26 protein-coding genes and 1 pseudogene are annotated in these 24,802 nt (G+C 42.0%); 18 read left to right on the forward strand and 9 right to left on the reverse strand.

The annotated features are described in order from the left end of the window. Positions 1–26: 26 nt before the first annotated feature. On the reverse strand, positions 27–482 hold the full coding sequence (gene rimP, locus DXX92_RS11895; protein WP_116002404.1) for a ribosome maturation factor RimP: 456 nt from the start codon (positions 480–482) through the stop codon (positions 27–29). A gap of 461 nt (positions 483–943) precedes the next feature. On the opposite strand from rimP, the gene DXX92_RS11900 reads away from it, so the two are divergent. The 8 genes from DXX92_RS11900 to nth (DXX92_RS11935) all read left to right on the forward strand — a co-directional run bounded on the left by DXX92_RS11900 (position 944) and on the right by nth (DXX92_RS11935) (position 10,059). Further along, on the forward strand, positions 944–2,818 hold the full coding sequence (locus DXX92_RS11900) for an EAL domain-containing protein (protein WP_116000641.1): 1,875 nt from the start codon (positions 944–946) through the stop codon (positions 2,816–2,818). A 148-nt stretch (positions 2,819–2,966) separates the two neighbouring features. Next, a complete protein-coding gene (gene rsxA, locus DXX92_RS11905; RefSeq protein ID WP_116000642.1) occupies positions 2,967–3,548 on the forward strand; it encodes an electron transport complex subunit RsxA in 582 nt (193 codons plus the stop codon). After that, a complete protein-coding gene (rsxB, locus tag DXX92_RS11910) occupies positions 3,548–4,105 on the forward strand; it encodes an electron transport complex subunit RsxB (protein ID WP_116000643.1) in 558 nt (185 codons plus the stop codon). The genes rsxA and rsxB overlap by 1 nt, the downstream gene beginning before the upstream one ends. A gap of 19 nt (positions 4,106–4,124) precedes the next feature. Further along, positions 4,125–6,746 carry an electron transport complex subunit RsxC gene (rsxC, locus tag DXX92_RS11915; protein WP_245961468.1) on the forward strand — a complete coding sequence of 874 codons (2,622 nt, stop codon included), beginning with the start codon at positions 4,125–4,127 and terminating at the stop codon, positions 6,744–6,746. Positions 6,747–6,749: 3 nt separating this feature from the next. Continuing rightward, positions 6,750–7,814 carry an electron transport complex subunit RsxD gene (gene rsxD / locus DXX92_RS11920; protein WP_116000645.1) on the forward strand — a complete coding sequence of 355 codons (1,065 nt, stop codon included), beginning with the start codon at positions 6,750–6,752 and terminating at the stop codon, positions 7,812–7,814. After that, positions 7,811–8,443 (forward strand): electron transport complex subunit RsxG, encoded by a 633-nt coding sequence (rsxG, locus tag DXX92_RS11925; RefSeq protein ID WP_116000646.1) that lies wholly within the window; start codon positions 7,811–7,813, stop codon positions 8,441–8,443. Before rsxD ends, rsxG begins: the two co-directional genes overlap by 4 nt. Then, entirely contained in the window at positions 8,440–9,144 is a 705-nt protein-coding gene (locus tag DXX92_RS11930) for an electron transport complex subunit E (protein ID WP_116000647.1), read from the forward strand. The genes rsxG and DXX92_RS11930 overlap by 4 nt, the downstream gene beginning before the upstream one ends. Positions 9,145–9,336: 192 nt before the next feature. Continuing rightward, positions 9,337–10,059 carry an endonuclease III gene (nth, locus tag DXX92_RS11935; protein ID WP_116000648.1) on the forward strand — a complete coding sequence of 241 codons (723 nt, stop codon included), beginning with the start codon at positions 9,337–9,339 and terminating at the stop codon, positions 10,057–10,059. A gap of 31 nt (positions 10,060–10,090) precedes the next feature. On the opposite strand, the gene DXX92_RS11940 is transcribed toward nth (DXX92_RS11935), so the two are convergent. Beyond that, on the reverse strand, positions 10,091–10,924 hold the full coding sequence (locus DXX92_RS11940) for a sulfite exporter TauE/SafE family protein (protein ID WP_116000649.1): 834 nt from the start codon (positions 10,922–10,924) through the stop codon (positions 10,091–10,093). A gap of 89 nt (positions 10,925–11,013) precedes the next feature. Here DXX92_RS11940 and DXX92_RS11945 point away from each other — a divergent pair, with 89 nt between their 5' ends. Both DXX92_RS11945 and nth (DXX92_RS11950) read left to right on the forward strand, forming a co-directional pair. Next, positions 11,014–11,790: an AraC family transcriptional regulator gene (locus tag DXX92_RS11945; RefSeq protein WP_116000650.1), complete on the forward strand. Its 777-nt coding sequence runs from the start codon at positions 11,014–11,016 to the stop codon at positions 11,788–11,790. 173 nt (positions 11,791–11,963) lie between these two features. Next, positions 11,964–12,596: an endonuclease III gene (gene nth, locus DXX92_RS11950; protein WP_116000651.1), complete on the forward strand. Its 633-nt coding sequence runs from the start codon at positions 11,964–11,966 to the stop codon at positions 12,594–12,596. 110 nt (positions 12,597–12,706) lie between these two features. Here the strand turns inward: nth (DXX92_RS11950) and DXX92_RS11955 are convergent, their stop codons facing one another. After that, a complete protein-coding gene (locus DXX92_RS11955) occupies positions 12,707–13,351 on the reverse strand; it encodes an outer membrane protein (protein WP_116000652.1) in 645 nt (214 codons plus the stop codon). Between the two features lie 152 nt (positions 13,352–13,503). On the opposite strand from DXX92_RS11955, the gene DXX92_RS11960 reads away from it, so the two are divergent. The 3 genes and pseudogenes from DXX92_RS11960 (at position 13,504) to DXX92_RS11970 (ending at position 15,638) form a co-directional block, all read left to right on the forward strand. Beyond that, complete coding sequence (locus DXX92_RS11960; protein WP_116000653.1) at positions 13,504–14,307, forward strand: LytTR family DNA-binding domain-containing protein; 804 nt, start codon at positions 13,504–13,506, stop codon at positions 14,305–14,307. Positions 14,308–14,349: 42 nt separating this feature from the next. Beyond that, positions 14,350–14,496 (forward strand): annotated as a pseudogene (locus DXX92_RS19385) (endonuclease III); the annotation flags it as partial. A 59-nt stretch (positions 14,497–14,555) separates the two neighbouring features. Further along, entirely contained in the window at positions 14,556–15,638 is a 1,083-nt protein-coding gene (locus tag DXX92_RS11970) for a threonine aldolase family protein (protein ID WP_116000654.1), read from the forward strand. Between the two features lie 66 nt (positions 15,639–15,704). On the opposite strand, the gene DXX92_RS19240 is transcribed toward DXX92_RS11970, so the two are convergent. Continuing rightward, complete coding sequence (locus DXX92_RS19240; RefSeq protein WP_245961470.1) at positions 15,705–15,839, reverse strand: helix-turn-helix domain-containing protein; 135 nt, start codon at positions 15,837–15,839, stop codon at positions 15,705–15,707. Positions 15,840–16,178: 339 nt separating this feature from the next. On the opposite strand from DXX92_RS19240, the gene DXX92_RS11980 reads away from it, so the two are divergent. From DXX92_RS11980 to DXX92_RS19330, 3 genes are all read left to right on the forward strand, one after another. Then, the gene (locus tag DXX92_RS11980) at positions 16,179–16,874 is read left to right on the forward strand and encodes a helix-turn-helix transcriptional regulator (protein WP_220347651.1); all 696 of its coding nucleotides are present in this window, start codon (positions 16,179–16,181) and stop codon (positions 16,872–16,874) included. 14 nt (positions 16,875–16,888) lie between these two features. Continuing rightward, positions 16,889–17,515, forward strand: a complete 627-nt coding sequence (locus DXX92_RS11985) for a cytochrome b (RefSeq protein WP_116000655.1) — start codon at positions 16,889–16,891, stop codon at positions 17,513–17,515. Positions 17,516–17,829: 314 nt separating this feature from the next. Beyond that, positions 17,830–18,387, forward strand: a complete 558-nt coding sequence (locus tag DXX92_RS19330) for a type II secretion system protein (RefSeq protein ID WP_116000656.1) — start codon at positions 17,830–17,832, stop codon at positions 18,385–18,387. A 117-nt stretch (positions 18,388–18,504) separates the two neighbouring features. On the opposite strand, the gene zigA is transcribed toward DXX92_RS19330, so the two are convergent. From zigA to DXX92_RS12005, 3 genes are all read right to left on the reverse strand, one after another. Beyond that, positions 18,505–19,710, reverse strand: a complete 1,206-nt coding sequence (zigA, locus tag DXX92_RS11995) for a zinc metallochaperone GTPase ZigA (RefSeq protein WP_116000657.1) — start codon at positions 19,708–19,710, stop codon at positions 18,505–18,507. Between the two features lie 53 nt (positions 19,711–19,763). After that, positions 19,764–20,207, reverse strand: coding sequence for a TraR/DksA family transcriptional regulator (locus DXX92_RS12000; protein WP_181901586.1), 444 nt, complete (start codon positions 20,205–20,207; stop codon positions 19,764–19,766). Between the two features lie 311 nt (positions 20,208–20,518). Next, positions 20,519–21,127, reverse strand: a complete 609-nt coding sequence (locus tag DXX92_RS12005) for a TetR/AcrR family transcriptional regulator (RefSeq protein ID WP_116000658.1) — start codon at positions 21,125–21,127, stop codon at positions 20,519–20,521. A 182-nt stretch (positions 21,128–21,309) separates the two neighbouring features. On the opposite strand from DXX92_RS12005, the gene DXX92_RS12010 reads away from it, so the two are divergent. Then, positions 21,310–22,011, forward strand: a complete 702-nt coding sequence (locus tag DXX92_RS12010) for an alpha/beta fold hydrolase (protein WP_220347652.1) — start codon at positions 21,310–21,312, stop codon at positions 22,009–22,011. Between the two features lie 64 nt (positions 22,012–22,075). On the opposite strand, the gene DXX92_RS12015 is transcribed toward DXX92_RS12010, so the two are convergent. Both DXX92_RS12015 and DXX92_RS12020 read right to left on the reverse strand, forming a co-directional pair. Then, a complete protein-coding gene (locus tag DXX92_RS12015; protein ID WP_220347653.1) occupies positions 22,076–23,014 on the reverse strand; it encodes a helix-turn-helix domain-containing protein in 939 nt (312 codons plus the stop codon). Between the two features lie 36 nt (positions 23,015–23,050). Beyond that, the gene (locus tag DXX92_RS12020; RefSeq protein ID WP_220347654.1) at positions 23,051–23,581 is read right to left on the reverse strand and encodes an SRPBCC domain-containing protein; all 531 of its coding nucleotides are present in this window, start codon (positions 23,579–23,581) and stop codon (positions 23,051–23,053) included. Positions 23,582–23,899: 318 nt separating this feature from the next. Between DXX92_RS12020 and DXX92_RS12025 the strand changes: the two genes are divergently transcribed. Beyond that, on the forward strand, positions 23,900–24,796 hold the full coding sequence (locus DXX92_RS12025) for an alpha/beta hydrolase family protein (RefSeq protein ID WP_220347655.1): 897 nt from the start codon (positions 23,900–23,902) through the stop codon (positions 24,794–24,796). The last annotated feature ends 6 nt before the right edge of the window (positions 24,797–24,802 follow it).

Genomic DNA, 24,802 nt, shown 5'->3' on the forward strand with positions numbered 1-24,802 from the left:
TCTTTAGCCTTCTACTTACTCAATAATTAAAACTGTGGGACTAGGTTTGCTTTATCTACACTGCTAAATGGCAGTTCAAAAGCTTCGCCATCAACAACGACAACAAGTGTCTCGGCTTCAACGGCTTCCAGTACCCCTTTAAACTTGCGACGACCATTTAACGGTAAGCCAAGTTTGACATCGACAGTTTCACCAACAACGGCTTCAAAGTGCGCCAAATCAAATAACGGTCGGTCTAAGCCTGGAGACGATACTTCTAGGTTGTACTCTGTGCTAATTGGATCTTCAACATCCAAAATTGCACTCACCTGACGACTAACCTCTGCGCAATCATCAACGTTAATACCGTTTTCATGATCAATAAATAATCGTAAAATTGAGTGCTTACCCGCACTAATAAATTCAACACCTAAAAGCTCTTTACCAAGCTGCTCTACAGCTGGGCGTAGCATGTCTGTTAGCTTATGCTCGAATTTTGCCAATCCTAAATCTCCAGATATAAAAAAAGGGCATAAAGCCCAGCGAAATAAAGCTGTTGTTTGCCGGCGACCGAATAGTAACAACGCAACAAACAAAAAAGGCCCGACAAAAGGGGCCTTAATTTCACTGAGCCCATTGTATTCAATGATGCACCAGCTTTGTAATAAAGCAGCATCAATGAAAAGCTTCATGATCAAAGTAAACGCAGACGTAAACTTCTCAGTGCAATCATGTCGCTCAATTAGATGGGCGGAATTATATAGTTAGCCCACTATATAAGCAAGTTAAAATCGGGAAAAGAGATGTTTTATTTGTTTGCCGTAAACAACGGGGAATTGTCGGGTTTTTTAACACTTATAACTAAATAACATGATTATTTACAACAAGTTAGTTTTATATCGATATTCATGTTATAAAATAAGGGTAAAGAGCGTCAATTCTCAACAGGATCCATAGCAAAGTCATGTACACATTTTCTCAATTATTAGCGAGAAATATATTGTTGGGCGTTGTATTTGTTATCGTAAGTACAGCACTCTCAGTGTTTTTTTTGGCCGAATACACAACGCAAAAGCACGAGCAGCACCAAGCTGCAATTAGTGCTTTCGCCCAGCAATTGGGCAAAAGTAAAGAGCTAGCGAATGTACTCAGAAAAAGTGAAGACTACAGCCAATTAACCATCAACAGCTACGACGGCGAAAAAATCTACAGTTACAGCAACCCAAGTCCTGGCTTCACCTTTCCAATGACCCAACCGCCAGCACATAAGGTTTCGTTAAGCACCGTCGACTTGATGATTAACTACCAATTAAATACGTCAAAAGATTCGTTATTTGTACTTAAAATAATCTTTTCACTCACTGGCCTGATTATTTTATTGGTCGTTGTTGCCGCACAAATGAGTGTTCGCAAGAATGGCAAGTTCATGTCGGCGATTAGTCACCAAATTAAAAAAGATTTATCACTTATTTCCTCTAATGACACTGAAGTTTATGACGACTTAATTGAAATACCGGAACTAAAAACCGGCATAGCCGAAATTAAACAATTAATAGAAAAGCAAGTATCAACCTCATCGGTGTTAGAGCAACACGCCTACACTGACCACTTAACTGGCCTAGATAACCGAAACCGATTTGTACAATATTATGAATCGCTGAGAGAGCCAGAAAGCGCCACTAAGTTTGGGGTATTAGTCATTAGTCGTTGTAGTGAATTGCAAACCGTTAACCAGATTCACGGTTACCATGAAGGTGATAATTATATTAAAAACGTCGCTAGCTTAATTCAAAGCGCTGTTACTGCTTATCGCTCCGGCCGACTGTTTAAGCTGAGCAGCTCAGACTTTGCTACCATTTTGCCAAACATCACGCTAAAAGAGGCGGAAAACTTTGCTAACGATTTAACTCAGCGCTTTAATGAATTCCAACAAAGTGCAGATCTTGATTCTGTTGCTTACACTGGCCTAGTTTATTTTGACCAAACTAAGCCGCTAGGTGAATTGCTTGCCCTAGTCGATACAGGCATCAGTATTGCCCAAACCCAACACATTAATGCTTGGTATATTCAGAAAGACTCTGAAGCACTTAAAAATACTGACTTCAATCAAGGCAATCAAAATTGGCGCCAAGAAATTGATAACGTGATAGACAACCAACGTATCAGTTTATTGGTTCAACCGATTCAGCCTACAACGCGCAACAGTAAAGTGTACGGGGAAGTACTGGCTCGCTTCTTAAATTCAAATGATGAGATGCTACCAACCGCATCTTTTATCGCGATGGCCGAAAAGCTCGATAAGATCACGGCCGTAGATAAATTAATCATTGAAACCGCGATTAATGAGATCATCTCTAAGAATATCGTCGACCAAAGCTTTGGTATTAACGTGAGTGCGCGCTCGATAAGTGATGAGCACTTCTTGATCTGGTTAGAGCGTAAACTGTTGCGAGAAGCGAGTATCGCACCTCGTATTATTTTTGAGATCACAGAATTCGGTCTGCAACAAAACATCAAAACCAGTAAGCGTTTTATTGATTTGGTTCATCGTGCAGGTTCACGTGTCACAGTTGAGCGATTTGGTGTTGGTTTAACTTCGTTTAAGTTCTTCCGTGACTTAAAGCCAGACTTTATCAAAATGGACAGCACCTATACCCGCGATATTGATGATGATAAAAACAACCAGTATTTTCTGCGCGTAATGGTTGATCTTGCCCACCGGCTCAGTATTACAGTGCTTGCCGAAAGTGTTGAAAGCCAAGAAGAGAAACACACGTTGGAGCGCTTATTTATCGATGGTTGCCAAGGCTTTTACATCGGCAAACCCAAACCTATCTAAATTTCGTCATATCCCACTCATGTGGCAAAAAAGGGTTTTTCCTTGAGCTTTTCAGAAGCAAAAAGTGAAAAACCCTACCATCCATAAGTTGTTAATTTGACGATAAACACGGATAATATGGCGAATTTATCCGATAACTTTTTCCTATATGACTGATTACCTGCTGTTGCTGATCGGCACAGTATTAGTGAACAATTTCGTATTAGTTCAGTTTTTGGGCTTGTGTCCTTTTATGGGAGTTTCTTCAAAAACAGAAACTGCCATCGGCATGTCGTTTGCGACTACATTCGTAATGACCTTGGCCTCTATGCTGAGTTACCTCGTACACACTTATATTCTGGCACCACTAGGGTTAGAGTTCCTAGAAACCATGGCCTTTATTTTGGTGATAGCTGTTGTCGTACAATTTACCGAAATGGTGGTGCATAAAACCAGTGCTAACTTGTACCGTTTGTTAGGTATTTTCCTGCCACTGATCACCACTAACTGCGCGGTGTTGGGTGTTGCCCTGTTAAACATTAAAGAACAACACAACTTTTTGTCATCGATTGTCTATGGTTTTGGCGCCGCAGCTGGTTTTTCACTGGTGCTAATTATGTTTTCTGCGATGCGCGAAAAACTCGCTGATGCTGATGTGCCAACGCCATTTAAAGGCTCTGCAATCGCAATGATAACCGCTGGACTAATGTCGTTAGCTTTTATGGGCTTTACTGGTTTGGTGAAATTTTAATGACAGCAATTATTGCAATATTAGTACTTGGCGTTATCGCTGCGGCATTTGGCGCATTGCTTGGCTTCGCCTCAGTAAAGTTTAAGGTAGAAGGCGATCCCTTAGTTGAACAACTAGACGCCTTGCTGCCTCAAACTCAGTGCGGACAGTGCGGTTACCCAGGCTGTAAGCCATACGCAGAAGCCGTTGCCAATGGCGAAGCGATCAATAAATGTGCGCCTGGCGGTGATGATACCATCAAAAAAATCGCTGACTTAATGGGCGTAGAGCCTGAGCCATTAGATGCCAGCCACGAGCAAGACAATACACCTAAAGTAGCTTTCATTATTGAAGAAGACTGTATTGGCTGTACCAAGTGTATTCAAGCATGTCCGGTTGACGCTATTATCGGGGCGGCCAAGCAGATGCATACCATTATCAGCGACGAATGTACGGGCTGCGATCTCTGTGTTGCACCTTGTCCGGTTGACTGTATCGAAATGCGCCCTATCGCCCAAACCACACGCAACTGGCAATGGGATCTAAACGCTATTCCCGTCGTAGAATTAAAGTCATAGAGCTTGATTAGGTATTTCTGTGCAAAACATTATTAATCGAATCCAAAATAATCAGTTCTGGAAGTTTCACGGTGGTGTTCACCCACCCGAGCAAAAGTTCCTGACGGCCGATAAGCCGATCAAACCGTTGCAATTGCCAGAGCTGTTAATTATTCCAGTGCAGCAACACATTGGTGTGCCTGGCGATATTCAAGTAAAAGTAGGCGATCACGTACTTAAAGGTGAGCCACTCACCTCACCAAGTTCGCCAATGGCGGTGCCTATTCATGCGCCTACCAGTGGTACCATCGAAAAAATTGCCTTACATGTCATCGCCCACCCTTCGGGACTAAGCGAGCTTTGTATTTTCTTAAAGCCAGATAACCTTGATAGCTGGCGAGAGCGTCGTGTTTGTGAAGATTTCACCTCATTATCACGCACTGATATTATCCAGAAAATTGCTAATGCGGGTATTAGCGGTATGGGCGGCGCTGGCTTCCCAACGCATATCAAAGTAGACAGCAAACCTAATATTGATTTTTTAATCGTCAATGCAGCCGAGTGCGAGCCCTACATTACGGCTGACGATTTATTAATGCGTGAACAAACGGCAACCATCGTCGATGGTATTAATATCTTAAAGCACTTGTTAATCCCGCGTATGGTGCTAATTGGCATTGAAGATAACAAACCGCAAGCAATTGAAGCACTGCGTAATGCAACAGCAGAGCTTGATAACGTTAAAGTGTGTGTATTGCCAACCATCTACCCTACCGGCGGTGAAAAGCAATTAATCAAAGCGCTCACAGGTCAAGAGGTCGCCAGCGGTAGTTTACCTATTCACCAAGGCATCGTGATGCAAAACGTTGCCAGTTGTTTTGCCATTGCCGAAGCTGTGATTCACGACACACCATTAATCAAACGCGTTGTTACGGTTTCTGGCCAAGGACTTGAGAAGCCACAAAACGTTTGGGCGGCTATTGGCACACCAGTAAAAGACTTAATTACCCAATGCCTGCCGGCAAAAGTGAACGGCTCACAACAAGCCGTAATTATGGGCGGGCCAATGATGGGCTTCACGCTACCTACCGATATGGTACCTGTAGTGAAAACATCTAACTGTGTGTTAGTGCCCGCCAGCCATGAACTTAACTTAAACAACAAAGAAGTTGAATGTATTCGCTGTGGTCAATGTGCGGAAGTTTGCCCAAGTAAACTGCTACCACAAGAGTTGCAATGGTCGGCAAAAGCCAAAGATCACAGCAAGCTTAAAGCGCTCAATCTCTTTGATTGTATTGATTGTGGCGCATGTGCTTATGTTTGCCCAAGCCATATTCCGTTGGTGCATTACTACCGAATTGCAAAAGCAGAAATTCGCCAAAAAGAGCTGCAAGACTTAAAAGCTGAAAAAGCAAAGTCTCGTTTTGAAGCGCGTAAAGCTCGATTAGAACGTGAGAAAAAAGCACGGGAAGAAAAACAGCGCAAAGCGTCGGAAGCAAGAAGAGCGGCGATGAACGCTGACTCTGGTGAAGGTGCGTCGGCAAAATCTGCTGTTGCCGCTGCGCTTGCCCGCGTAAAAGCGAAAAAAGCCCAGTCAGAAGGTACAACCGAGGCTGCCACAGAGGCAATAGCTACGCAAACCGCAAGCCCAGAGAAATCAAGAGCCGCTGCAGCCATTGCCAGAGCAAAAGCAAAAAAAGCAGCACAAGCCCAACAAGCTTCTGAACAAGCTACTGTCTCAGCAGAGACAAACCAGAGCGATGAAACATCCGCGGCAGCAAAAGATGATCGTGTTGCTGCGGCAATCGCTCGCGCTAAAGCAAAGAAACTTGCTAAAGCTGCTGAAATTGGGGACTCACCTGCTAACCAGAAAGGCACTGCTGAAAAGCCACAACAAGCTGAAAGTAAAAATGATACTGACACTAACCCGTCAATATCGGCTGAGGCTTCACATGAGCCGGATAATAAGCAAGCCAAAGACGCTTCAAAGAATGCACGTGTAGCAGCAGCTATTGCCAAAGCAAAAGCAAAAAAGGCAAAAGCCGCACAAGAAAATGCAAGCGAAGACGCTAAAGCAGACGCAGAGCCGCCAGCTACCTCAGGTAGTGCTGATAGCCCTAGCAGCTCTGATAGCGCCGATAACAAAAAAGCTAAAATTGCTGCCGCTATTGCAAAAGCCAAGGCAAAGAAACAAGCGCAAGCAACAGAAGCTGAACCGGATTCGCCAGACCAGTCACATAGTGACTCAAAGCGCGAACCAGCAGTCAAACACGCTGACGCTAGTGAAGAAACCCCTGATACTCAAGCGTCAGGGCCGCAAGGTGCTTCTGATGATGCAGCCGATGCTAAAAAGCGCAGAATCGCTAATGCTGTTGCCAAAGCCAAAGCCAAAGCGAAAAAGCTAGCTCAGCAAAAAACTGAGGCTAAATCAGAGGGCGAGGCAAAGAGTGAAGCTTCATTAGAAAGCGAAAGTACTGATAGCAAAAGCATCGAAGAAAACTCAACCAGCACAGCTGAAGCAGAAGAAAGCGTTATTCAGCCCGAACAACAAGCAGCGCCTGTAGAGTCAACCAGCAGTGCTGCTGACGAGAAAAAAGCACGTATCGCCGCGGCCGTTGCCAAAGCCAAAGCAAAGAAGCAACAAAGAGAAGAGTCAAAATAAGCCATGGCATTTTGGATAGCAAGCTCACCCCACAACCATATACAAAAACAAACCTCGGCGTTAATGCGCCTAGTGATTTTGGCAACCATTCCCGGTATTGCCGCTCAATGGTATTTTTTTGGTTGGGGTAATTTAATTCATATCGCCTTAGCGGTTGTGACCGCGTTAGTGTGCGAATTTTTAGTATTATCATTACGAGACAAACCCATCAAAACGGAACTGCTGGATGGCAGTGCCATTTTAACCGCGGTATTGCTGGGCATTTGTTTACCTGCCGTTGCCCCATGGTGGATTTCGGTATTGGGCGCGGCCTTTGCCATTCTTGTGGTAAAGCAGCTATACGGTGGCTTAGGGCACAACCCGTTCAACCCCGCTATGGCCGCTTATGTAATGCTGCTCATTTCATTCCCAGTGCAAATGACCACATGGCTACCGCCAGCTCCGCTGATGGCGATTGAGTATGGTTTTACTGACACCTTATGGATGATCTTCACTGAAAGTACCAGCCTAGGTTATTCAGCAGAGCAGCTACGCACACATGTAGACGGTTACACCATGGCAACACCCTTGGACACGTTAAAAACGACGATTGCAACCGGCTTCACATTAGCAGAAGCGGCTAAGTCTCCGGTATTTGGTGAACACTTTGCCTTGGGGTGGGAGTGGGTAAACCTTGGTTTCCTTGCTGGCGGCTTATTACTACTCGCCAAAAAAGCAATACCTTTGTCTACTCCGTTAAGCTTTCTAGCAAGCTTATTTGTTTGTAGCCTAATTGCTCATTTAATTAGCCCTGATCTTAACCCATCAACCATGTTTTACTGGTTGTCGGGCGCTACTATGCTCGGTGCGTTTTTTATTATTACTGACCCGGTTTCTGGTGCGACAAGTGTAAAAGGCCGTATAGTGTTTGGCGCTCTGGCGGGTTTATTGGTGTTCTTGATCCGTAAGTTTGGTGGCTACCCTGACGCTGTCGCGTTTGCCGTATTGCTTTGTAATATGGCGGCACCGTTAATTGATGTATACACTCGCCCACGTACCTTTGGTCATCAGGTGGGAGGCAAGCAATGAAAATAGCCATTACTAAGAATGCCAAAATTCTCGCATTATTCGCCGTTGCTTGTACGGCGGTGGTTTCACTGACCTTTGAATTGACTAAAAACCGCATAAAACAACAAGAACAGAAACAATTGCTCAGTACCTTGCATGCCGTTGTGCCTGACGACATCCACGACAATGATATGTCGCAGCGCTGCGTTCGTATTAATGACCCATTACTTGGCAGCTCCGATGATCAACTTGCCTATCTCGCCACGCAAAACGATCAGCCAATTGCCGCTGCCATAACTAGCGTTGCTCCTGATGGCTATAGCGGAAAAATTTTCTTAATAGTTGCAATGCGTGTTGATGGCAAGCTTAGTGCTGTGCGCGTACTTAAACATCAAGAAACACCAGGTTTAGGTGATAAAGTAGAAGAGCGTAAAAGTGATTGGATATTTAGCTTCAACAACCGCAGTAAAGAAGAGCTAGAAAGTAGCCGCTGGGCGGTTGAAAAAGACGGTGGCATGATTGACCAATTTACCGGTGCGACTATTACACCTCGCGCTGTTGTTAAAGCAGTGAAAAAAACCGCGAATTACTTTGAACAACACAAAGACACCCTATTTCAGCAAGCCAATGCCTGTGAGGTTGAGCAGTGAAATTAACTGAAGAATATAAAGAACTTGCATGGCAAGGACTGTGGAAAAACAACCCTGGCCTAGTGCAACTACTTGGCTTATGTCCGCTGCTGGCAGTAACTTCAACAGTTACCAATGCATTGGGATTAGGGCTCGCAACCCTACTGGTGTTGATCGGCTCCAACGCAACAGTATCGGCAATTCGCCACTGGGTACCAAAAGAAATTCGCATCCCTATTTTCGTGCTTATTATTGCCGCATTCGTAACTTGCGTGCAGCTTTTAATGAACGCCTTTACTTATGGAATATACGAATCACTGGGTATTTTCTTACCGCTAATCGTAACCAACTGTGCGATTATCGGTCGTGCTGAAGCATACGCCTCGAAAAACCCAATCAAGCAAGCGAGCTTTGACGGCTTAATGATGGGGCTTGGCTTTGCAGCGGTACTTGTTGTGCTAGGCGCAATGCGTGAACTTCTGGGGCAAGGCACGTTATTTGACGGTGCGCATTTACTATTTGGTGAATGGGCAACCAGCTTGCGTATTGAAGTATTGCATCTCGATAGTCAGTTTCTACTGGCCATTCTTCCGCCTGGCGCTTTTATCGGCATGGGCTTTTTAATCGCTTTAAAAAACTACATCGATAGCCAAGCAGCAGCGCGCCAACCAGCGCCAGAGCAACAAGAAAACATTGAGCGTGTTCGGGTTAATTTTGACTAAAAGTCGACTATAGCCGCGACTAGAGCAGCTCTCCGTATGGAACTCACAGAAGCATAAAGCAACGCCATAAACCATGGCACAAACCAATGCATCAGTACGCTTGGGTGAGTTCTTATCAAACCAAAACTAAGACACAGCCGCAGCTGCTCCCTAATTACTAGAAAGACCAGAAAAGACTAGAGAATTGATATTATGACTGACGCGCTTGAGCCTATTTCAAAGATAGAGGTAATTTCTAAAAAGGAAAAAGTACAGGCAATCATTGAGATTCTTGACGAGCTTTATCCCGAAGTGCCTATTCCGTTGGATCATACAGATCCCTACACCCTCTTAGTTGCTGTGCTGTTATCCGCGCAGTGCACCGATGAACGCGTTAATCAAATCACCCCTAAGCTTTTTGCTAAAGCAGACAATCCATACGATATGGTGAAAATGACCATTGATGAAATCAAGGCCATCATCAAACCGTGTGGCTTGTCACCAATGAAATCAAAAGGCATTTGGCACTTGTCTCAAATGATTATTGAACAACACCACGGTGAAGTGCCACAAGATTTTAAGGCATTAGAAGCAATGCCAGGCGTTGGTCACAAAACTGCATCAGTGGTGATGGCGCAAGCCTTCAATGTACCCGCATTTCCGGTTGATACCCACATTCACCGTTTGATGTATCGCTGGGGCTTATCAAACGGCAAAAGCGTAGAGCAAACAGAGCGCGATGGTAAACGCTTATTCCCTAAAGAAAAATGGAACGACTTACACTTACAAATTATTTACTACGGTCGTGAGTATTGCCCAGCAAGAGGCTTTAACTTAGATAAGTGTATTATCACTCGCCAGTATGGTCGTAAAAGCTTTATCAACGAAGTGCTAAAGGAGCAGTCAAAAAAAGCTCAAGTAAAAAAGAATAAGTAAAACTTCAGCTTACTCAACATTTTGGCACTACCTACAGCAAAAGCAGCGTCATCTTGATACTCAGTAAAATCAGTAACGCTGCAAAAGTTTTCTTCAATACACCAACAGGTAAATAGTGTGCCGCTTTTGCGCCCAGCGGAGCGAAGAAAAAACTGGTGATTGATATAAAAATAACCGCAGGCCAATACACAAATCCTATCGTGTAAGCCATTATTGAATAGGCATGTGTTAAATCAGCATAAGCTAAGTCGGCATTCCAGCCGTTAATTAAATAGCCCAAGGTAGCGGTAACTGAAATAGGTAAACCTATCGCAGCTGACGTGCCAATGGCTTTTTTTACATCAACACTGTGCTTTATCAAATAAGGAACAGTTAACGACCCTCCCCCAATTGACACCAATGCAGACACTGCTCCAATACCGCTAGCAGTATAAAACATATTGGCTTTGTCTAACGTTCGCGGTTTTTCTAAGTGGGCCTTATTTTTCATCATGCGAATCGCTGTCCAAAACATAAAGCATGAAAACAGTATTGCCAGATAAAGCGAATTTACATGCGAGGCGACATATGTTGCCGCGAAAGTGCCTAGCACAATGCCAAATGACATGACTTTAACAATTTCCCAGACAACCGCACCTTTTTGCTGGTGAGCACGTAGGCTAGAGAATGACGTAACGATAATACAAGCCATTGAGGTACCCAGCGCAATATGCATAAGATTGTCGACCCCTACTCCTGACCATATCAAGAAGTAAGATAGTGCTGGCACTAATATCCCGCCACCGCCCACGCCAAGTAAGCCCGCCAAAAAACCAACGATACTTCCCAGCGCTAAAAACATTATGATTGTAACCACGTCTAACATGCTAACCCCGTCTATAGATTGAAGTTGTTCATGCTAATGTGTCAATCAAATGGTAAGGTAACGACATTGAGAACACATATGTCGATTTTATGCCAACTATTCCTCCCTCTATAGAGAGTGAACAAAGCTTAGACAGACCCGTTAAAGTCGTTAATCGAGCGATTGCCAGAAGCACAACCGTCAAACGGCACAGCCATGACTGGGGGCAATTTATCTACGCTAACAAAGGGGTTTTGTCTGTTGTCACAGATACTGACAGATATATCGTGCCGCCCGAGCAAGGTGTTTGGGTACTCCCCCATATTAGCCATGAAGTCACTGCGCTTACTGAAGTGGAACTTACGAGCTTTTATATTAACAATGATGCAGACAATGCCCTTCCGAGCGAGTGTTGTGTATTTGAAATTAATCACTTTCTTAAAACACTCATTCTGGAAGCAAAAAGCTGCTGCAATGACTATCAAAGCGATGATGCAGACGATTTGTTACTGTCGCTCATTCGATTAAAACTAGCTATCGCGCCAAAAGTTAGGCTACAGCTACCCTACCCGCAAGATAAGCGACTTCTTGCCATGCTCTCAATCATCCAAAACAACCCATCGAATAGGTATGATCTAAAACAATGGGGAGAAATTGTTGGCGCTTCAAGCAGAACATTATCTCGACTTTTTAAAGCAGAAACTGGGCTTACCTACAACGCTTGGCGACAGCGCTTGAATGTGCAACTTGCCATTAGCAAGCTAAGTAATGGTGACGCAATCTCAACAATCGCAACCGACCTTGGCTATGAATCCCCGTCTGCATTTACCTATATGTTTCGAGAGAATACAGGGGTTGCGCCAAGTTACTACCGGGATAAAGGTTAGTTACTACCAAATTGGATATTTATTGGCTGGGCAACAGATATACCAAGTAAAATGTTACCATTCGGTATTCGAGGAAACATAAACTAGCAAGGCACACTGGTTACCTTACCCATCAATAGGGTCAATACATTCAATACAAGAAAAGATAAGAAAACCAATAACAGATAAGAACAATGAACAAAGAAAAACGCTTGGAAATTCTAACTCGATTAAGAGATGACAATCCACACCCTACTACCGAACTCAACTTCTCTACACCTTTTGAGTTGCTAATCGCGGTATTGCTATCAGCGCAGGCTACTGATGTAGGTGTTAATAAAGCCACTGAAAAGCTTTATGCAGTGGCAAACACACCACAAGCCATTTTAGATTTGGGTTTAGAAAAACTTAAAGACTATATCAAAACTATAGGCTTGTTTAATACCAAAGCGGAAAACACCATAAAAACCTGCCAAATGCTGGTCGACTTACATGGCGGCGAAGTACCAGAAAACCGTGAAGCGTTGGAAGCCTTGCCGGGTGTTGGTCGTAAAACCGCAAACGTTGTGCTCAACACGGCATTTGGTTGGCCGACTATCGCCGTTGATACGCATATCGACCGAGTATCAAACCGCACCAAATTTGCTATGGGTAAAAACGTAGTTGAAGTTGAAAACAAGCTTTTAAAGGTTGTGCCAAAAGAATTTAAGGTTGATGTTCACCATTGGCTAATATTGCACGGCCGTTATGTATGCACTGCCCGTAAGCCAAAATGTGGTTCATGTATTATTGAAGATTTATGTGAGTTTAAGGAGAAGACAGAATAGTGCTCTTTTTGCAGAAAAACTAACTTACCTATTTTATATGAATATAAAGTGACTGCATGAATTAATCTGTATGCAGTCACTATTTAACGTTTCTATGGTCTAGAATAATTTTAGAACTTGTAAATGAGACCCACTTGCAGCGTAACTGGTTGATAATCTAAGCCTGATATATTGCCAATAGCCCTCTCTTCACCTGATAAATCGATATCTGTGATATCGGAATATCTAGCTTCAAGTTGTATTAACCAATCGTTGTTTAGGTGGTAGTTTATTCCCGCCATCACTTGAAAACCAATGTCGCCATCACTAGAGAAAGAGAGTTCATTGCCTTCAAACTCTAAATCAATATCTATTTCTTGTACCCATATCAACCCGCCACCTAAGTATGGTTGCCAGTTTACAGTTTTAGCAAAATGATAGAGACCATTTAAATAAAATGTATTTGAAGCATAGTTACCATCTGGGTAAGTAAATGAGTTAGCAAGGTTTGTTTCGGAATCATTCGAACGATACTCCCATCCAAACTCAACAGCAATGCTATCATTGTAATAATAGCCACCACTCAAGCCAACATTAAAACCTGTATCTAAATTAATATCGCTATTTCCAGATATATTGTTGATGTTTTCTGCATCACCTGAGACATCAGATATTTGACTAAGGCCGACATAAGGTTTAATAAACCAACTATCAGCATATGATGTCAGCGGTAATAATAGTGAAGCTGCAAGTAGTGTTTTACATAGTGTATTCATGTTAGTTTTCCTTTATTTTACTCATAATGTTTTAGTGCTAACCATTACGACCAACTTAAAATAAAAGGCCTATTTATTAGTATATTATGTATGAACTGGCAGAATATTGAATGAACGGGCAGGCACTTTTTACCAGCGGGCATGTACTCTGAATGAATAAGACGTTTCCTCTTGGCGATATCAACCCACTACACTACTTTTACAGTATTGCAGCGATAACAGGTTTTTTATTTGCTTTAATTTCTCGTACTGAAAATACACCAGTTTTATTACATTTCGTTATTTGGCAACTACAAGCCATTGTTCCGATGTCATTTCTAATTACCTCGCATGCTATCTGTTTAAAAGTAAATGTGTTTAATAAGCTAAAATCATGGCAGCAGTTATTAATATCAGGGCTTGTGGGTAGCCTACTCTTTGTTCCACTCGCTTTACTAATAGATATTTATGTTGTTGGTGAAGGTATACCTGAAAGCATTTGGCTGGAACTTTCCGATGAAGCCTTAGGAGTAATGCCACCCGTTACAATATTTTGGTTTTTAATCAACTTCCCTTGGTTACTTGGCTTTGAGTACCAAAAAAAAGAAATACCTAATAAAAAACATAAAGCAAGTAATGAGAGCAATCAGGAGCTGCTTCCAGCGTTTTTATCGATGACTTCGATAAAACATACCGATGAAATAGTCTCTATGTCATCGCAACTTCACTACCTTGAAATCTTAACGCTTGAAGATAAATTTCTAATTTTGTATTCATTAACAAAAGCCATCAATGAATTACCCAAAAGTAGTGGTATTCAAACGCACAGATCCCACTGGGTTGCAGTTAACCATATCAAAAGCGTAAAAAAAGAAGGCCGACAAGGTGAGGTTACCATGATGAATAATACGAAGATCCCAATTAGTCGTTCAAAATTAAATGATGTGCTTGCTGCACAATCTTCTATCAAAAAGTAACAATACGGCTTAACAATTTTTGGAAGTTTACAGAGAACTTAGCTACTCAAGGTTGTTCCAAAAGAATTTAAAGTTGATGTTCACCATTGGCTGATTTTGCACGGTCGCTACGTTTGCACTGCCCGTAAGCCGAAATGTGGTAGCTGTATCATCGAAGACTTATGTGAATATAAAGAGAAAACTGAATAATCAGCAGTTTTCTCAGTATGTAGACTGTTAGTTTTAAAATCAGAAGCAAAGGATACAGGATGTACAAAGGAATTTTACTCGGTCACCCACTAATGTCGGAGTGCAATAAGTTCTTAACTCGCCACAAGCCACTTAGTCATAGACAGTGGATTGAACGGATAGAGCAAAGCTCTGTACTCGACCAACAGGTTGATTTCTTTGGCACAGGACCGACCGTAGAGTTACTTGAACAAAAAATAGCAAGTATTTTAGGAAAAGAGCGCGCGCTTTTTGTTCACAAAGGTATGGTTGGTCAGCATAGTGCGTTGCTGCACTGGTCATCACTTTCTAATTTCAAAACAATTGCGATACACCCTCAATCTCATATGGAGGTTGACGAGGAGCTTGCCTACAAAGAACTGCTAGGATTAGAGGCCGTCATGTTTGGCAAACCTGATAACGCGATTGACGACACAGATATTAAAAAACTGCCGAAAGACCTTTCTGCCATATGTGTAGAGTTACCGACTAGAAGAGCTGGGTTTAAACTACCAACATGGCAATCGCTCAACAATTTAAAGCAATTCTCAATAGAGAATAGCATTCCATTGCATATTGATGGTGCACGGCTTTTTGAAGCGGCGTGTCACTATAAGAAACCATATGAAGAAGTTGCCGCACTTGGAGATTCCGTATACATCTCTTTATACAAAACACTTGGGGCAGCGGCTGGTGGAATTATTGCTGGAAATTCAGATTTCATAGAGCAATTAAAGCCTTGGAGAAGTCGATTAGGCGGGGATTTATTTACGGCATTTCCTTATGTATTAACCGCTTTATGGGGGATAGAAAACTATTTGCCGAGAATTTCAGAATTCCATGAACGAGCACTTAAATTGAGCAACTTAATTCAACAAGTGTTTGGCCCTCAAGCAATTCCTTATCCTGTTCAGTGCAATGGATTTTTAGTTGAGTTACCTATTGAAGCGGATAAATTAGAACGCAGAGCACTTGCGCTCGCTAAAACTGACAAAATTTGGTTATTCGACAGAATTGTAAACACGGGTGATAAAAGCTGCCGCTTTGAAATTCAAGTAGGAGATGCGCTAGATGATTGGCAAGATCAGGAGCTGATTGAGGTGTTAACCAACATTTTACGTTAATCATCAAAATCTAAGTAAAGTGCTGACATTGGCCAATTGATGAATAACCACACATGTGCCTATTCATCAATGATACTGGTTTCGATACTGAGTGGGTGTTTCGCCCACTTTCTTTTTAAACAAGCGCGCGAAGTATTGTGGGTATTCGAAGCCTAGCGCATAGGCAATAGTGGCTATCGAGTCATCAGAGCCCAGTAACATGTTCTTTGCTCTATCAATCTGATAGGCGTGGATGTTGTCTAGTGCGGTTTTCCTGTTTCAACTTTAAGCCCGTCACTCAAATAACGCGACGTGACATAGTTCAACTAGCTTTCAAATTTCACTGAATAAGCAGCGTGAGTGCTTCACCCACTAGAGAAAGAGACGTTAGTGCATTATCGAAAAAACTTATGTTCATGAAGATAAACTTCTCAGAAAAGATATTTATATTAGATACTTGATGCTAAAAACTTGGTTATGACAGCGGTTGGCGGCAAACTGTCGTAGTACTGTCATGGAGTTTGCGGCTATAAATTCTGTAAGTTTTATCAAGGAAGTACTATGAATATTTCAACAACCAAATTAAAGATGTATCGCGCCGAAAATGGATGGTCACAAGAGCAGTTAGCAGAAGTTAGCGGTATTAGTTTAAGAACCATTCAACGCGCTGAAAAAGATGGCCGATGCTCTAATGAGTCATGTATGGCAATCGCTTCCGCATTTGGTGTTTCCCCAGCCGAGCTTGATGATGAGTTTAAGAGCAGCATTGGTGACGGCTCATTAAATATTGGTGGTATTATTGGTATCACCATTATTATCGCCTTAATCTCAACAATTATTGCGTGGGAATGGAACGATCTAAACGTATTTATTAACGTATGGGCGTTAGCGTTCAATATACTCACCCTGTTGTCACTATCGTTTATGACCTGCGGTTTTACGCCAACGCTACAATCTATCGCAACCATCAGTTGGTTTGTTAAAGAGCCAAAGCAGATAAAACAAGCTAATCAACATTTACCCGTATTAAGGCGCTTAATTATTTATTCCTATACGTCAGGTGTTTTCTGGGCAATTACCGACATAGTTGAAGCATCATACTATTCATTCAATGGTGAAAATGCCCCTGGCTATGTCTATGAAATAGGGCTGACCTCTATTTCAATTCTTTATGCGGTATTGATCGCTGAATTAATATTTAGGCCACTTAAAAATCGCATCGAATTTTTGCTGACACATTCAGAGCAACCCACATAAAAATAGGTACACCCATGATAAGAAAGTCAGAATACGATGTGGTCACTAAAGCTTTTCATTGGTTAAGTGTGTTAGTCATTTTACCCTCACTATCAATAGGCGTTTGGTTCACTTGGACAGATTTAGACACCGACTATGGTTGGGAGCAATTTGAACACTATATTGATTGGCACGTCGGCTTAGGCATTAGTGTGCTGGTAATAATGCTAATGCGCGCAATATGGCGGCTGTTAACGCAAAAATCTAACAAAGCCCAAACCGAAAACACTGAAAACACTGAAAATAAAAGAGCAAATAGTGCGAATATCTCTGATAAAAATGACTCGCCAACACTGCTCCCCAATACATCAATATTGCAATTAAAAATTGCCAGTACATTGCACCTAATGTTATACGTTTGTGCCACTCTAACACCGCTGACAGGCTGGCTTGGTTCAAGCTTGGAGGGGCATACCCTGCACTACTTTTCAGTTATTGAGATTCCACCATTTTTAGGTGTTTACCCAAAGCTTGCCAGCATTATGACTGCTAGCCACTTTTATTTAAGCTGGCTATTAATTGGTTTGCTATCAATACATTTGTTGGCAGTGATTTATCATCACTGCTGGCTAAAACACAATGTGCTAGCCCGCATGATGTAATACCAAGAGCAGGCTATTATATCTGTTCATACAATTGAATTATCTAGTCATGCAACTGAAATGGCTATTCAGACATCCGACCTGCTTAGTTTGTACAAAATAGCAATATTCTTTTCAGTCATGATTGTCTAAAATCCGCGCCAGCGATTAATTTACAAGTGATATTTACTTGTTAGCTATAAGCTTTTGCTAAGTTTTTCGCGCAGTTATCCAAGTGTTGATAGTGATCAATATCTTTATTTGTGGCTTTGAGTATGATGCTTGTCCACAATCGAATTGATTAGTCATAAATAAACAAAAATATAGGTATTATTTTGTTATTTAATAGCCGTACCCCAAAAGTTCAATCGCAAAAAGGTTTTACCCTTATAGAGTTAGTTGTTGTTATCGTGATTCTAGGTATTTTAGCGGCGGTTGCTGTTCCTAGATTTATAAACCTAAGCAGAGATGCTCGTATTTCCGCATTAGAAGGAATGGAAGGTGCGCTTCGAGGCGCTATAGAGCTTGCCAACGCAAAAGCCACTATCGAAAATGCCACTACTGGTTCAGATACTATCGCGCTACCTAGCACTACAGGCAGTTCACAAACAGTCAATGTACCATTATTAAATGGCTACCCACTTGGCCGCTGGAATACCTCGCTCATGCATTTTGTTAATACAACTAATATTCGGAATCTAGACACTCAACCCCTTAACGCCAATGAGACTTGCCCTGATAGTTGGTGTGCAGTGAGTGACGGTGGTTTAGTCGAAATTGTTAGAATTATTCCACAAGGTGTTAGCGGCAGTGAAACCAATTGTTCTGTTAACTACATTGGCCCGACAGCTTCTACAGAGCCTTTAGTTCGCTTACTTACAGACAACTGCTAATAAAGTACAATTTGACGTTAACGATTAGCCCAAATTAGAAAAGAATAAAAATGCCGCGTAACAGCGGCATTTTTATTCAGTTTGCATTAGGGCGTATTGACCAAAGTCCAATTATTCCTAATGTCCCCATGATGGAAATGGATCGGGCAGCGTTTTCCATACCTCTTGCCCTTGAATCAATTCTTCATCGGTAAGTAAACAATCATTCAGGCGCGCAATAATATCTCGCTTGTCTAAGCCTTGACCGATAAAAACTAATTCTTGTCGCATATCACCAAAGGGCTCTACCCATTGCTCTTCAATCGCCCTTAAATATTCAGGATCATCAGGCCACTGATCACGAGGTACTGCAAACCAAAATAATCCTGCGGCGCCGTATCGGGCAATACCTCCAGCTTGGCTCCAACTGCCCGCGAAGTGAGGCCGCGTTGCCAACCAAAAGAATCCCTTAGAGCGAATAAGTTTACCGGCTATTTCTTTACTGTGTAGAAAGTCGTAAAACTTTTGCGGATGAAATGGTCGTCGTTCACAAAACGTAAAACTACTAATTCCGTACTCTTCGGTTTCAGGAACATGCTCGCCACGCATTTCTTTTAACCAACCTGGCGCTTGTTGTGCTTTTTCAAAGCTGAACTTCTTAGTATTTAACACTTGTTGAAGTGGTGCATTGCCGTGTTCAATTGCGATCTGCTCTGCCTCAGTGTTAAGGGTGCTTAATATGCTTTTTAAACGTTTGAGGTCGTTCTCGGCAATAAGATCCGTTTTACTTATCAAGAGCACATCTGCAAACTCAACTTGCTCAACAAGTAAATCAGCAACACTACGCTCATCTTCTTCGCCCAAGCTTTCCCCTACCTCTTGCAAAGATTTGGCTTCATCATAGTCGTTTAAGAAGTTAACGGCATCAACCACAGTTACCATAGTGTCTAAGGTAGCAATATCTGACAGGCTCACGCCATCTTCGTCCGCAAACGTAAATGTTTCAGCAACAGGCAAAGGTTCAGAAATACCCGTTGACTCAATCACTAAGTAATCATACTTGCCAGCTTTAGCTAAACGATTCACTTCTTCGAGCAAGTCTTCACGCAACGTACAACAAATACAGCCATTGCTCATTTCCACTAATTTTTCTTCCGAGCGATTTAGGCTCACCTCATTTTGCACCGTTGCCGCATCGATATTAATTTCACTCATATCATTAACAATCACAGCCACTCGTAGCCCTTCGCGATTGTTTAAAATATGGTTGAGTACAGTTGTTTTCCCTGCCCCTAAAAAGCCGGAAAGTACAGTAACTGGTAGTTGATTTGACGTATTTAACATAGTTAGCCCTAGCCCTTCTAAACTTCAGTTCAATTTATGCACAACAAGTTGCACTATGTTTCGCGCTGCTTGTGATAAATGTGCTCTTTTAGTTCTTGATAAATTTTTACATCGGCGCAATATTCAGCGGTTGGACGCGCTAACAAGCGAGGTATCCCTATTGGTTCGCCTGTTTCCAAGCAGTAGCCATACTCTCCTAACCTTATTCGCTCTAGCGATTGCTGAATCTTTGGTAGCAGCTTTTGCTCCCTATCGACTATGCGCATCAAAATAGCGCATTGTTCTTCCCACGAAGCTCTATCACTGATATCGCTTAAATCTGGCGGGCTTAGCATTTGTTCTTTTGCTTCGCGAATTCGCTCTCGCGTTGAATCATGTAAATCAATCAAATGCTTCTTGAAAAAAGCTAATTGCTCATCATTCATGTAATTGGATTCTGGTGCTTCGAGCAGCTGCTGAGTAGAAGGTAGCTTTGATACAGCTTGATTAACTTGCATATCACCTCCTCAATAAAACCAACTTAAAGTTATGTTATAACATAACAATTATTACATCAATAAAAGAAAAGCGATGAACTATTCACGCTGATAATAGCTTTTTAAGCACAAGACACGTGTGTTGCCGTTAGCTGGGAATTTGAATTGCTTAGTGCAGTTTTTTTTCAAGCTGAGAGAGCTAGTTGAGGTGAAATGAAGCGACAATTGAAGTATAGAAATTTTGGTCAATCAAACTGCCGCAAGTAGAGAAAATATAGGTTGTACAAGGTTCAAGATCTAAAAGCCAACACGCGCTGGCAGAGCTGAACTACTTATACAACTTGGTATTTAGCTAAAAATGTTTCTAGAAATTCTTGCGTTAACAGCTCGCAGCGCGCTTTTTCTTGAGGCCCTTGTAATAATGCCATCCAAAAAAATGTCGAAGAAAACATTGACCAAAACACCTCGGCTGCCAGTGCAATATCGTTAATCAGCAGTTTGCCGTCATCCACAGCAGCTTGTAACCAGTTATGTAAGCCATCTTCACTTTTGTCGGTATTTTGCATTACCTGCTCAGCGATTTCGGGGTGAGTTAATAACACACCAAACGCCATACGCATAAAGCTCAACTGTTTAGCATCCTCAGAAATCGATATTTTTAGCTGTGCAAATTGGCGAAGTTGTGAAATTAATGAAGTATCTGGGTTGTAGTCAATCTGCTTTTGTTCCTCATTAGCCACCACAAAGCGACCAATAACGGCGTTAAATAGCAACTCCTTGCTAGCGAAGTGATTGTAGACAGTGCGCTTAGAAGCACAGGCTTTTTCTGCAATGTAGTCCATGCTAGTGCGCTCAAAGCCCTGCTCAACAAAGCACTCTATTGCAGCGTCTAAAATTGCGTTTCTTTTCTTACTCTTATCGCGTGGCTTAATTTCTGACAAATCATCAACCTCTTTATATTTACACCCAACAGTGTAATTTAGCTTGACCTAGGATTCAACTAACAATAACCTTTTACCGCATGCAAAGAAGCCGACACAATATTTTAAATCAGCCGTTATTTATTTCCGCTAATATGAGATTAATATTAAATTTTCTAGTCATAGTATTTGCTTTATTTGCAATGAGTTGTAGCCATACAAGTTCACAGCAAAATAGCCAAATCCAAAACTCTAATCAGCAAGAGTTGATCGTACTTGCCCATGGTTTAGGGCGCAGCGATACCGCAATGTGGTGGCTTGAACAGCAGCTAGAAAAAGCGGGCTACCAAGTATGCTCGCTAGACTATGACACGATTGGTGAGAGTGTTGATTCGGTATTTGGCTCAACCAGCGAACAAATTGATCAATGCTTAACAGCGCAAGCCAGCACAGTTCATTTTGTTGGGCACTCGTTGGGTGGCTTAGTGATCCGCTCATACTTGCAAGCGCATCAACAATTGTTAGCTAGCGACAGGTTTGGTGCGGTTGTGTTGATGGGAACCCCGAACAAAGGCAGTGAAGTCGCTGATTATTATCAGGGCACTTGGCTGATGTCGTTAGGTGGTGAAATTAGTCAATCGCTGGTCACCAATGCGCAAGGCCTTAGCCAGCAACTTGAAGACATTGATATCAACGCTGGTGTGATTGCGGGCACAAAAGGCAATACTTTTACTAAGTCATTATTTACCAGCGAAAACGACGGTTTAGTGTCAGTGGAATCAACAAAACTCAAACATATGAGCGACTTTATTACCATCGATGTGGGTCATGCCATTATGAGATACAGCAGCATAGTTGCCGAGCAAACTATCCATTATCTGCGTCATGGAAAGTTTATGCACTAGTGCTGATATCTATCCCACAAACGTTTGCATTCAAACTACCAGGCGCCACGAAAGCTAACTGTATTTATTGTACTTTTCGATATTCAGCTGGGCTAACGCCGACTTTTGACTTGAACAGCTTACTGAAGTGCTGTGGATATTCAAAACCCAAGCTATAGGCAATTTGGCTCACTTGCTCAGTAGATGACAATAACTGATTTTTAGCGCGTTCTAGTAAAAAGTCTTGAATATACTGCTGGGCATTTCGGCCTGTTGCATTCTTTAGCATATCGCTTAAATATGAAGATGACATACCCATAGCTTCACTAAAATGTTTCACTGTTGGCAAGCCATAATCCAATGCATGTGCTTGTTCAAAGTAATCATTAAGCAAGTTATCTAACTTTGCCAATAAATCTAAATTGTGGTTGGCGCGCACGTAAAACTGGCGATCATAAAATCGAGTACAGTAATCAAGTATCAATTCAATATTGGAGACAATCAGCTTTTGCGTGTGTTTATCAATATTGTTGTTGTACTCTTTTTCAATTTGATTCACTAACTCGTGTAAAACGCGCTTTTCATCTTCCGATACATGTAAGGCTTCATTCGTTTCATAAGAGAAAAACGAGTAATGCCCGATATGCTTACCCACGTCATAGCGTCTAATAAGATCAGGATGAAACAGCAATACCCAACCAGTCTCGCCATCTAACTCTTCGGTGTTGCTATAAGTTTGTGCCTGCCCAGGCTTAGTAAACACCATACTCCCCTGCTCAAAGTCATAGCTACTGCGACCATAAATAATTTCGCCTTTTATGCCTGCTTTAAACGCGACTTGATAAAAATCATAGATATAAGTGAAATCGCCATAGTCGTAATTCGTTATTGCTTTGCCAATCTGAAGCACTGACACTAATGGGTGCTTGGGCGCGGGCAAGCACAAAGCTTGATGCACTTCAGTAATGGTAGAAAGTCGAACAATAGTGCTCATGGCAGTCGGGTTTTTAATGAGTGAATACATCTTAGTCTAACTTATCGAATTTGAATTGTCGGCGGCCTATTGGCTGGTTTTATCAGCAGGCCGTACTTCAACACCTGCTTTCAGACTACTTAAAACTCTTGTTTTTAATGCCTTAGCTAAATTTTCATATTGCTTAGCAATGCTCGACTCACCCCAAAAATTTACATAAAGCCCCGTATACTTTTCATAAATAGTCACTTTTGTACCTCGCTCAGTTTTTGTTAGCAGATACTTATGATCAAAAGTAATTATCCCCCAAAGGCCACCGGTTTGGTTGAGTAGTTTGTTGGGAACAACTTGCTTAACTCTGGCACTGATCTTTGCTGACTTTTGTTCGGCTGGGTTTTCGGTGACGGTATAGATGATATTTTCACCTTGCTTTAGATCTCCCTTTTCATAGAGAAAAACTGGATTCCAATGCTGATAGCTAGCCACATCTGTGAGTACTTGCCACACCAATACTGGCGGTGCCTCTATTTCTATTTCAGTTTTTACAGACTTATTGCCAAGCCAAGCACTTACTGACATAGCAATAATAATCATGCTGCTTAGTGGTAAAAATGACATTGTATCTCTCCTGTTTCTGTCGCGTTATGACACGAAGTAGCGTTTGCCTATACGAGTGTATCTTCTCTTGATTTTCTCAACGTATACATATCAAGCGACAACTTATACATTTTCATTAAACCTTATATTTCATAGCCTTAAAGTTAATTCTCATAGCAATTATTGAAATGTATACATTCTGCCTGAATATGTTTAAGTCCATTTTTTAACCAGCCATTAAGCTATGCCTCAACAATTGACTACTCGTACTCGATAAAGCCAAACCAAGGCTCAGTAAGTGCGAGTTAACAGCAATAAGACTTACAACGGAGGCTAGCGATGATTACTCACTTTTTAATGAACAAAATCGTCAAAATGATTGCACAGGTACCAAGGTCACCAGTATTGAGGCGGCCTGACGAGTACGGCATGACATATGAAGATGTCTATTTTCCTGCCGCTGATGGCGTTAACCTGGAGGGTTGGTACATACCAGCAAAAGTTGCCTCGAATAAAATTGTAATTTGTAACCACTTCTCTCCAGGCAACCGTTACGGCTATGCAGGCCATATCAAGCCATGGAAAAACGCAGGTGGTTTTGAAGTTAACTTTCTTCCGAAGTACAAGGCATTGCATGAAGCTGGCTACAACATTTTAGCCTATGACCTACGCAATCACGGCTTTAGCGCACCCGCTCAAAATGGTGGCTACAACCCTGGTTTATTCGAATACAAAGATGTTTTAGGTTCACTTAACTATGTGCGTGCTAACCAAGCCACCAAAGATATGGACATCTACCTGCACAGCATGTGCTTAGGTGGCAATGCAACCCTAGTGGCAATGCGCAAGTCACCTACAGCCTTTGAAGGTGTTAAAGCCATGATGCTAATACAGCCAATTTCCGGTGATGCCTTAGTTCGCAAACTATGTAAAAACATGTGGCTAGGAGAAAAAGGCTATCGAGTATTTGAACAGAAGTATCGTGAAATCTGGGGTTACCGAATTGCCGATTCTTCACCCATAGTTGATGCCGCTGCGGTCAAGGTTCCTACCTTAGTTTGCCAAGTTAAAAACGACAGTTTTACATTTGCTGACGACGTGCAACAGATTTATGACGCCATTCCTGCCTCAAAGAAAGCGATTAACTGGATAGAAGGAACTAAGCAACGCTTTAGAGGCTATACCTACCACGCTGAAAATCCTCAAGAAATGATTGACTGGTATCAGCGATTCTAAATAAGC

The organism is Thalassotalea euphylliae (assembly GCF_003390395.1).
GTDB classification, from domain to species: domain Bacteria; phylum Pseudomonadota; class Gammaproteobacteria; order Enterobacterales; family Alteromonadaceae; genus Thalassotalea_F; species Thalassotalea_F euphylliae_C.

What these genes read in the sequence shown, in the direction of transcription:
- rsxA (WP_116000642.1), top strand. Translation starts at nt 2,967, where the DNA reads ATGACTGATTACCTGCTGTTGCTGATCGGCACAGTATTAGTGAACAAT.
- DXX92_RS11945 (WP_116000650.1), top strand. Translation starts at nt 11,014, where the DNA reads ATGCCAACTATTCCTCCCTCTATAGAGAGTGAACAAAGCTTAGACAGA.
- DXX92_RS11980 (WP_220347651.1), top strand. Translation starts at nt 16,179, where the DNA reads ATGAATATTTCAACAACCAAATTAAAGATGTATCGCGCCGAAAATGGA.
- DXX92_RS19240 (WP_245961470.1), bottom strand. Translation starts at nt 15,839, where the DNA reads ATGTTACTGGGCTCTGATGACTCGATAGCCACTATTGCCTATGCGCTA.
- DXX92_RS12015 (WP_220347653.1), bottom strand. Translation starts at nt 23,014, where the DNA reads ATGTATTCACTCATTAAAAACCCGACTGCCATGAGCACTATTGTTCGA.
- DXX92_RS12010 (WP_220347652.1), top strand. Translation starts at nt 21,310, where the DNA reads ATGAGTTGTAGCCATACAAGTTCACAGCAAAATAGCCAAATCCAAAAC.
- DXX92_RS11900 (WP_116000641.1), top strand. Translation starts at nt 944, where the DNA reads ATGTACACATTTTCTCAATTATTAGCGAGAAATATATTGTTGGGCGTT.
- nth (WP_116000648.1), top strand. Translation starts at nt 9,337, where the DNA reads ATGACTGACGCGCTTGAGCCTATTTCAAAGATAGAGGTAATTTCTAAA.
- DXX92_RS12025 (WP_220347655.1), top strand. Translation starts at nt 23,900, where the DNA reads ATGATTACTCACTTTTTAATGAACAAAATCGTCAAAATGATTGCACAG.
- DXX92_RS11985 (WP_116000655.1), top strand. Translation starts at nt 16,889, where the DNA reads ATGATAAGAAAGTCAGAATACGATGTGGTCACTAAAGCTTTTCATTGG.
- rsxB (WP_116000643.1), top strand. Translation starts at nt 3,548, where the DNA reads ATGACAGCAATTATTGCAATATTAGTACTTGGCGTTATCGCTGCGGCA.
- DXX92_RS11960 (WP_116000653.1), top strand. Translation starts at nt 13,504, where the DNA reads ATGAATAAGACGTTTCCTCTTGGCGATATCAACCCACTACACTACTTT.
- DXX92_RS11940 (WP_116000649.1), bottom strand. Translation starts at nt 10,924, where the DNA reads ATGTTAGACGTGGTTACAATCATAATGTTTTTAGCGCTGGGAAGTATC.
- rsxD (WP_116000645.1), top strand. Translation starts at nt 6,750, where the DNA reads ATGGCATTTTGGATAGCAAGCTCACCCCACAACCATATACAAAAACAA.
- DXX92_RS12020 (WP_220347654.1), bottom strand. Translation starts at nt 23,581, where the DNA reads ATGTCATTTTTACCACTAAGCAGCATGATTATTATTGCTATGTCAGTA.
- nth (WP_116000651.1), top strand. Translation starts at nt 11,964, where the DNA reads ATGAACAAAGAAAAACGCTTGGAAATTCTAACTCGATTAAGAGATGAC.
- zigA (WP_116000657.1), bottom strand. Translation starts at nt 19,710, where the DNA reads ATGTTAAATACGTCAAATCAACTACCAGTTACTGTACTTTCCGGCTTT.
- rsxG (WP_116000646.1), top strand. Translation starts at nt 7,811, where the DNA reads ATGAAAATAGCCATTACTAAGAATGCCAAAATTCTCGCATTATTCGCC.
- DXX92_RS12000 (WP_181901586.1), bottom strand. Translation starts at nt 20,207, where the DNA reads ATGCAAGTTAATCAAGCTGTATCAAAGCTACCTTCTACTCAGCAGCTG.
- DXX92_RS11955 (WP_116000652.1), bottom strand. Translation starts at nt 13,351, where the DNA reads ATGAATACACTATGTAAAACACTACTTGCAGCTTCACTATTATTACCG.
- DXX92_RS11970 (WP_116000654.1), top strand. Translation starts at nt 14,556, where the DNA reads ATGTACAAAGGAATTTTACTCGGTCACCCACTAATGTCGGAGTGCAAT.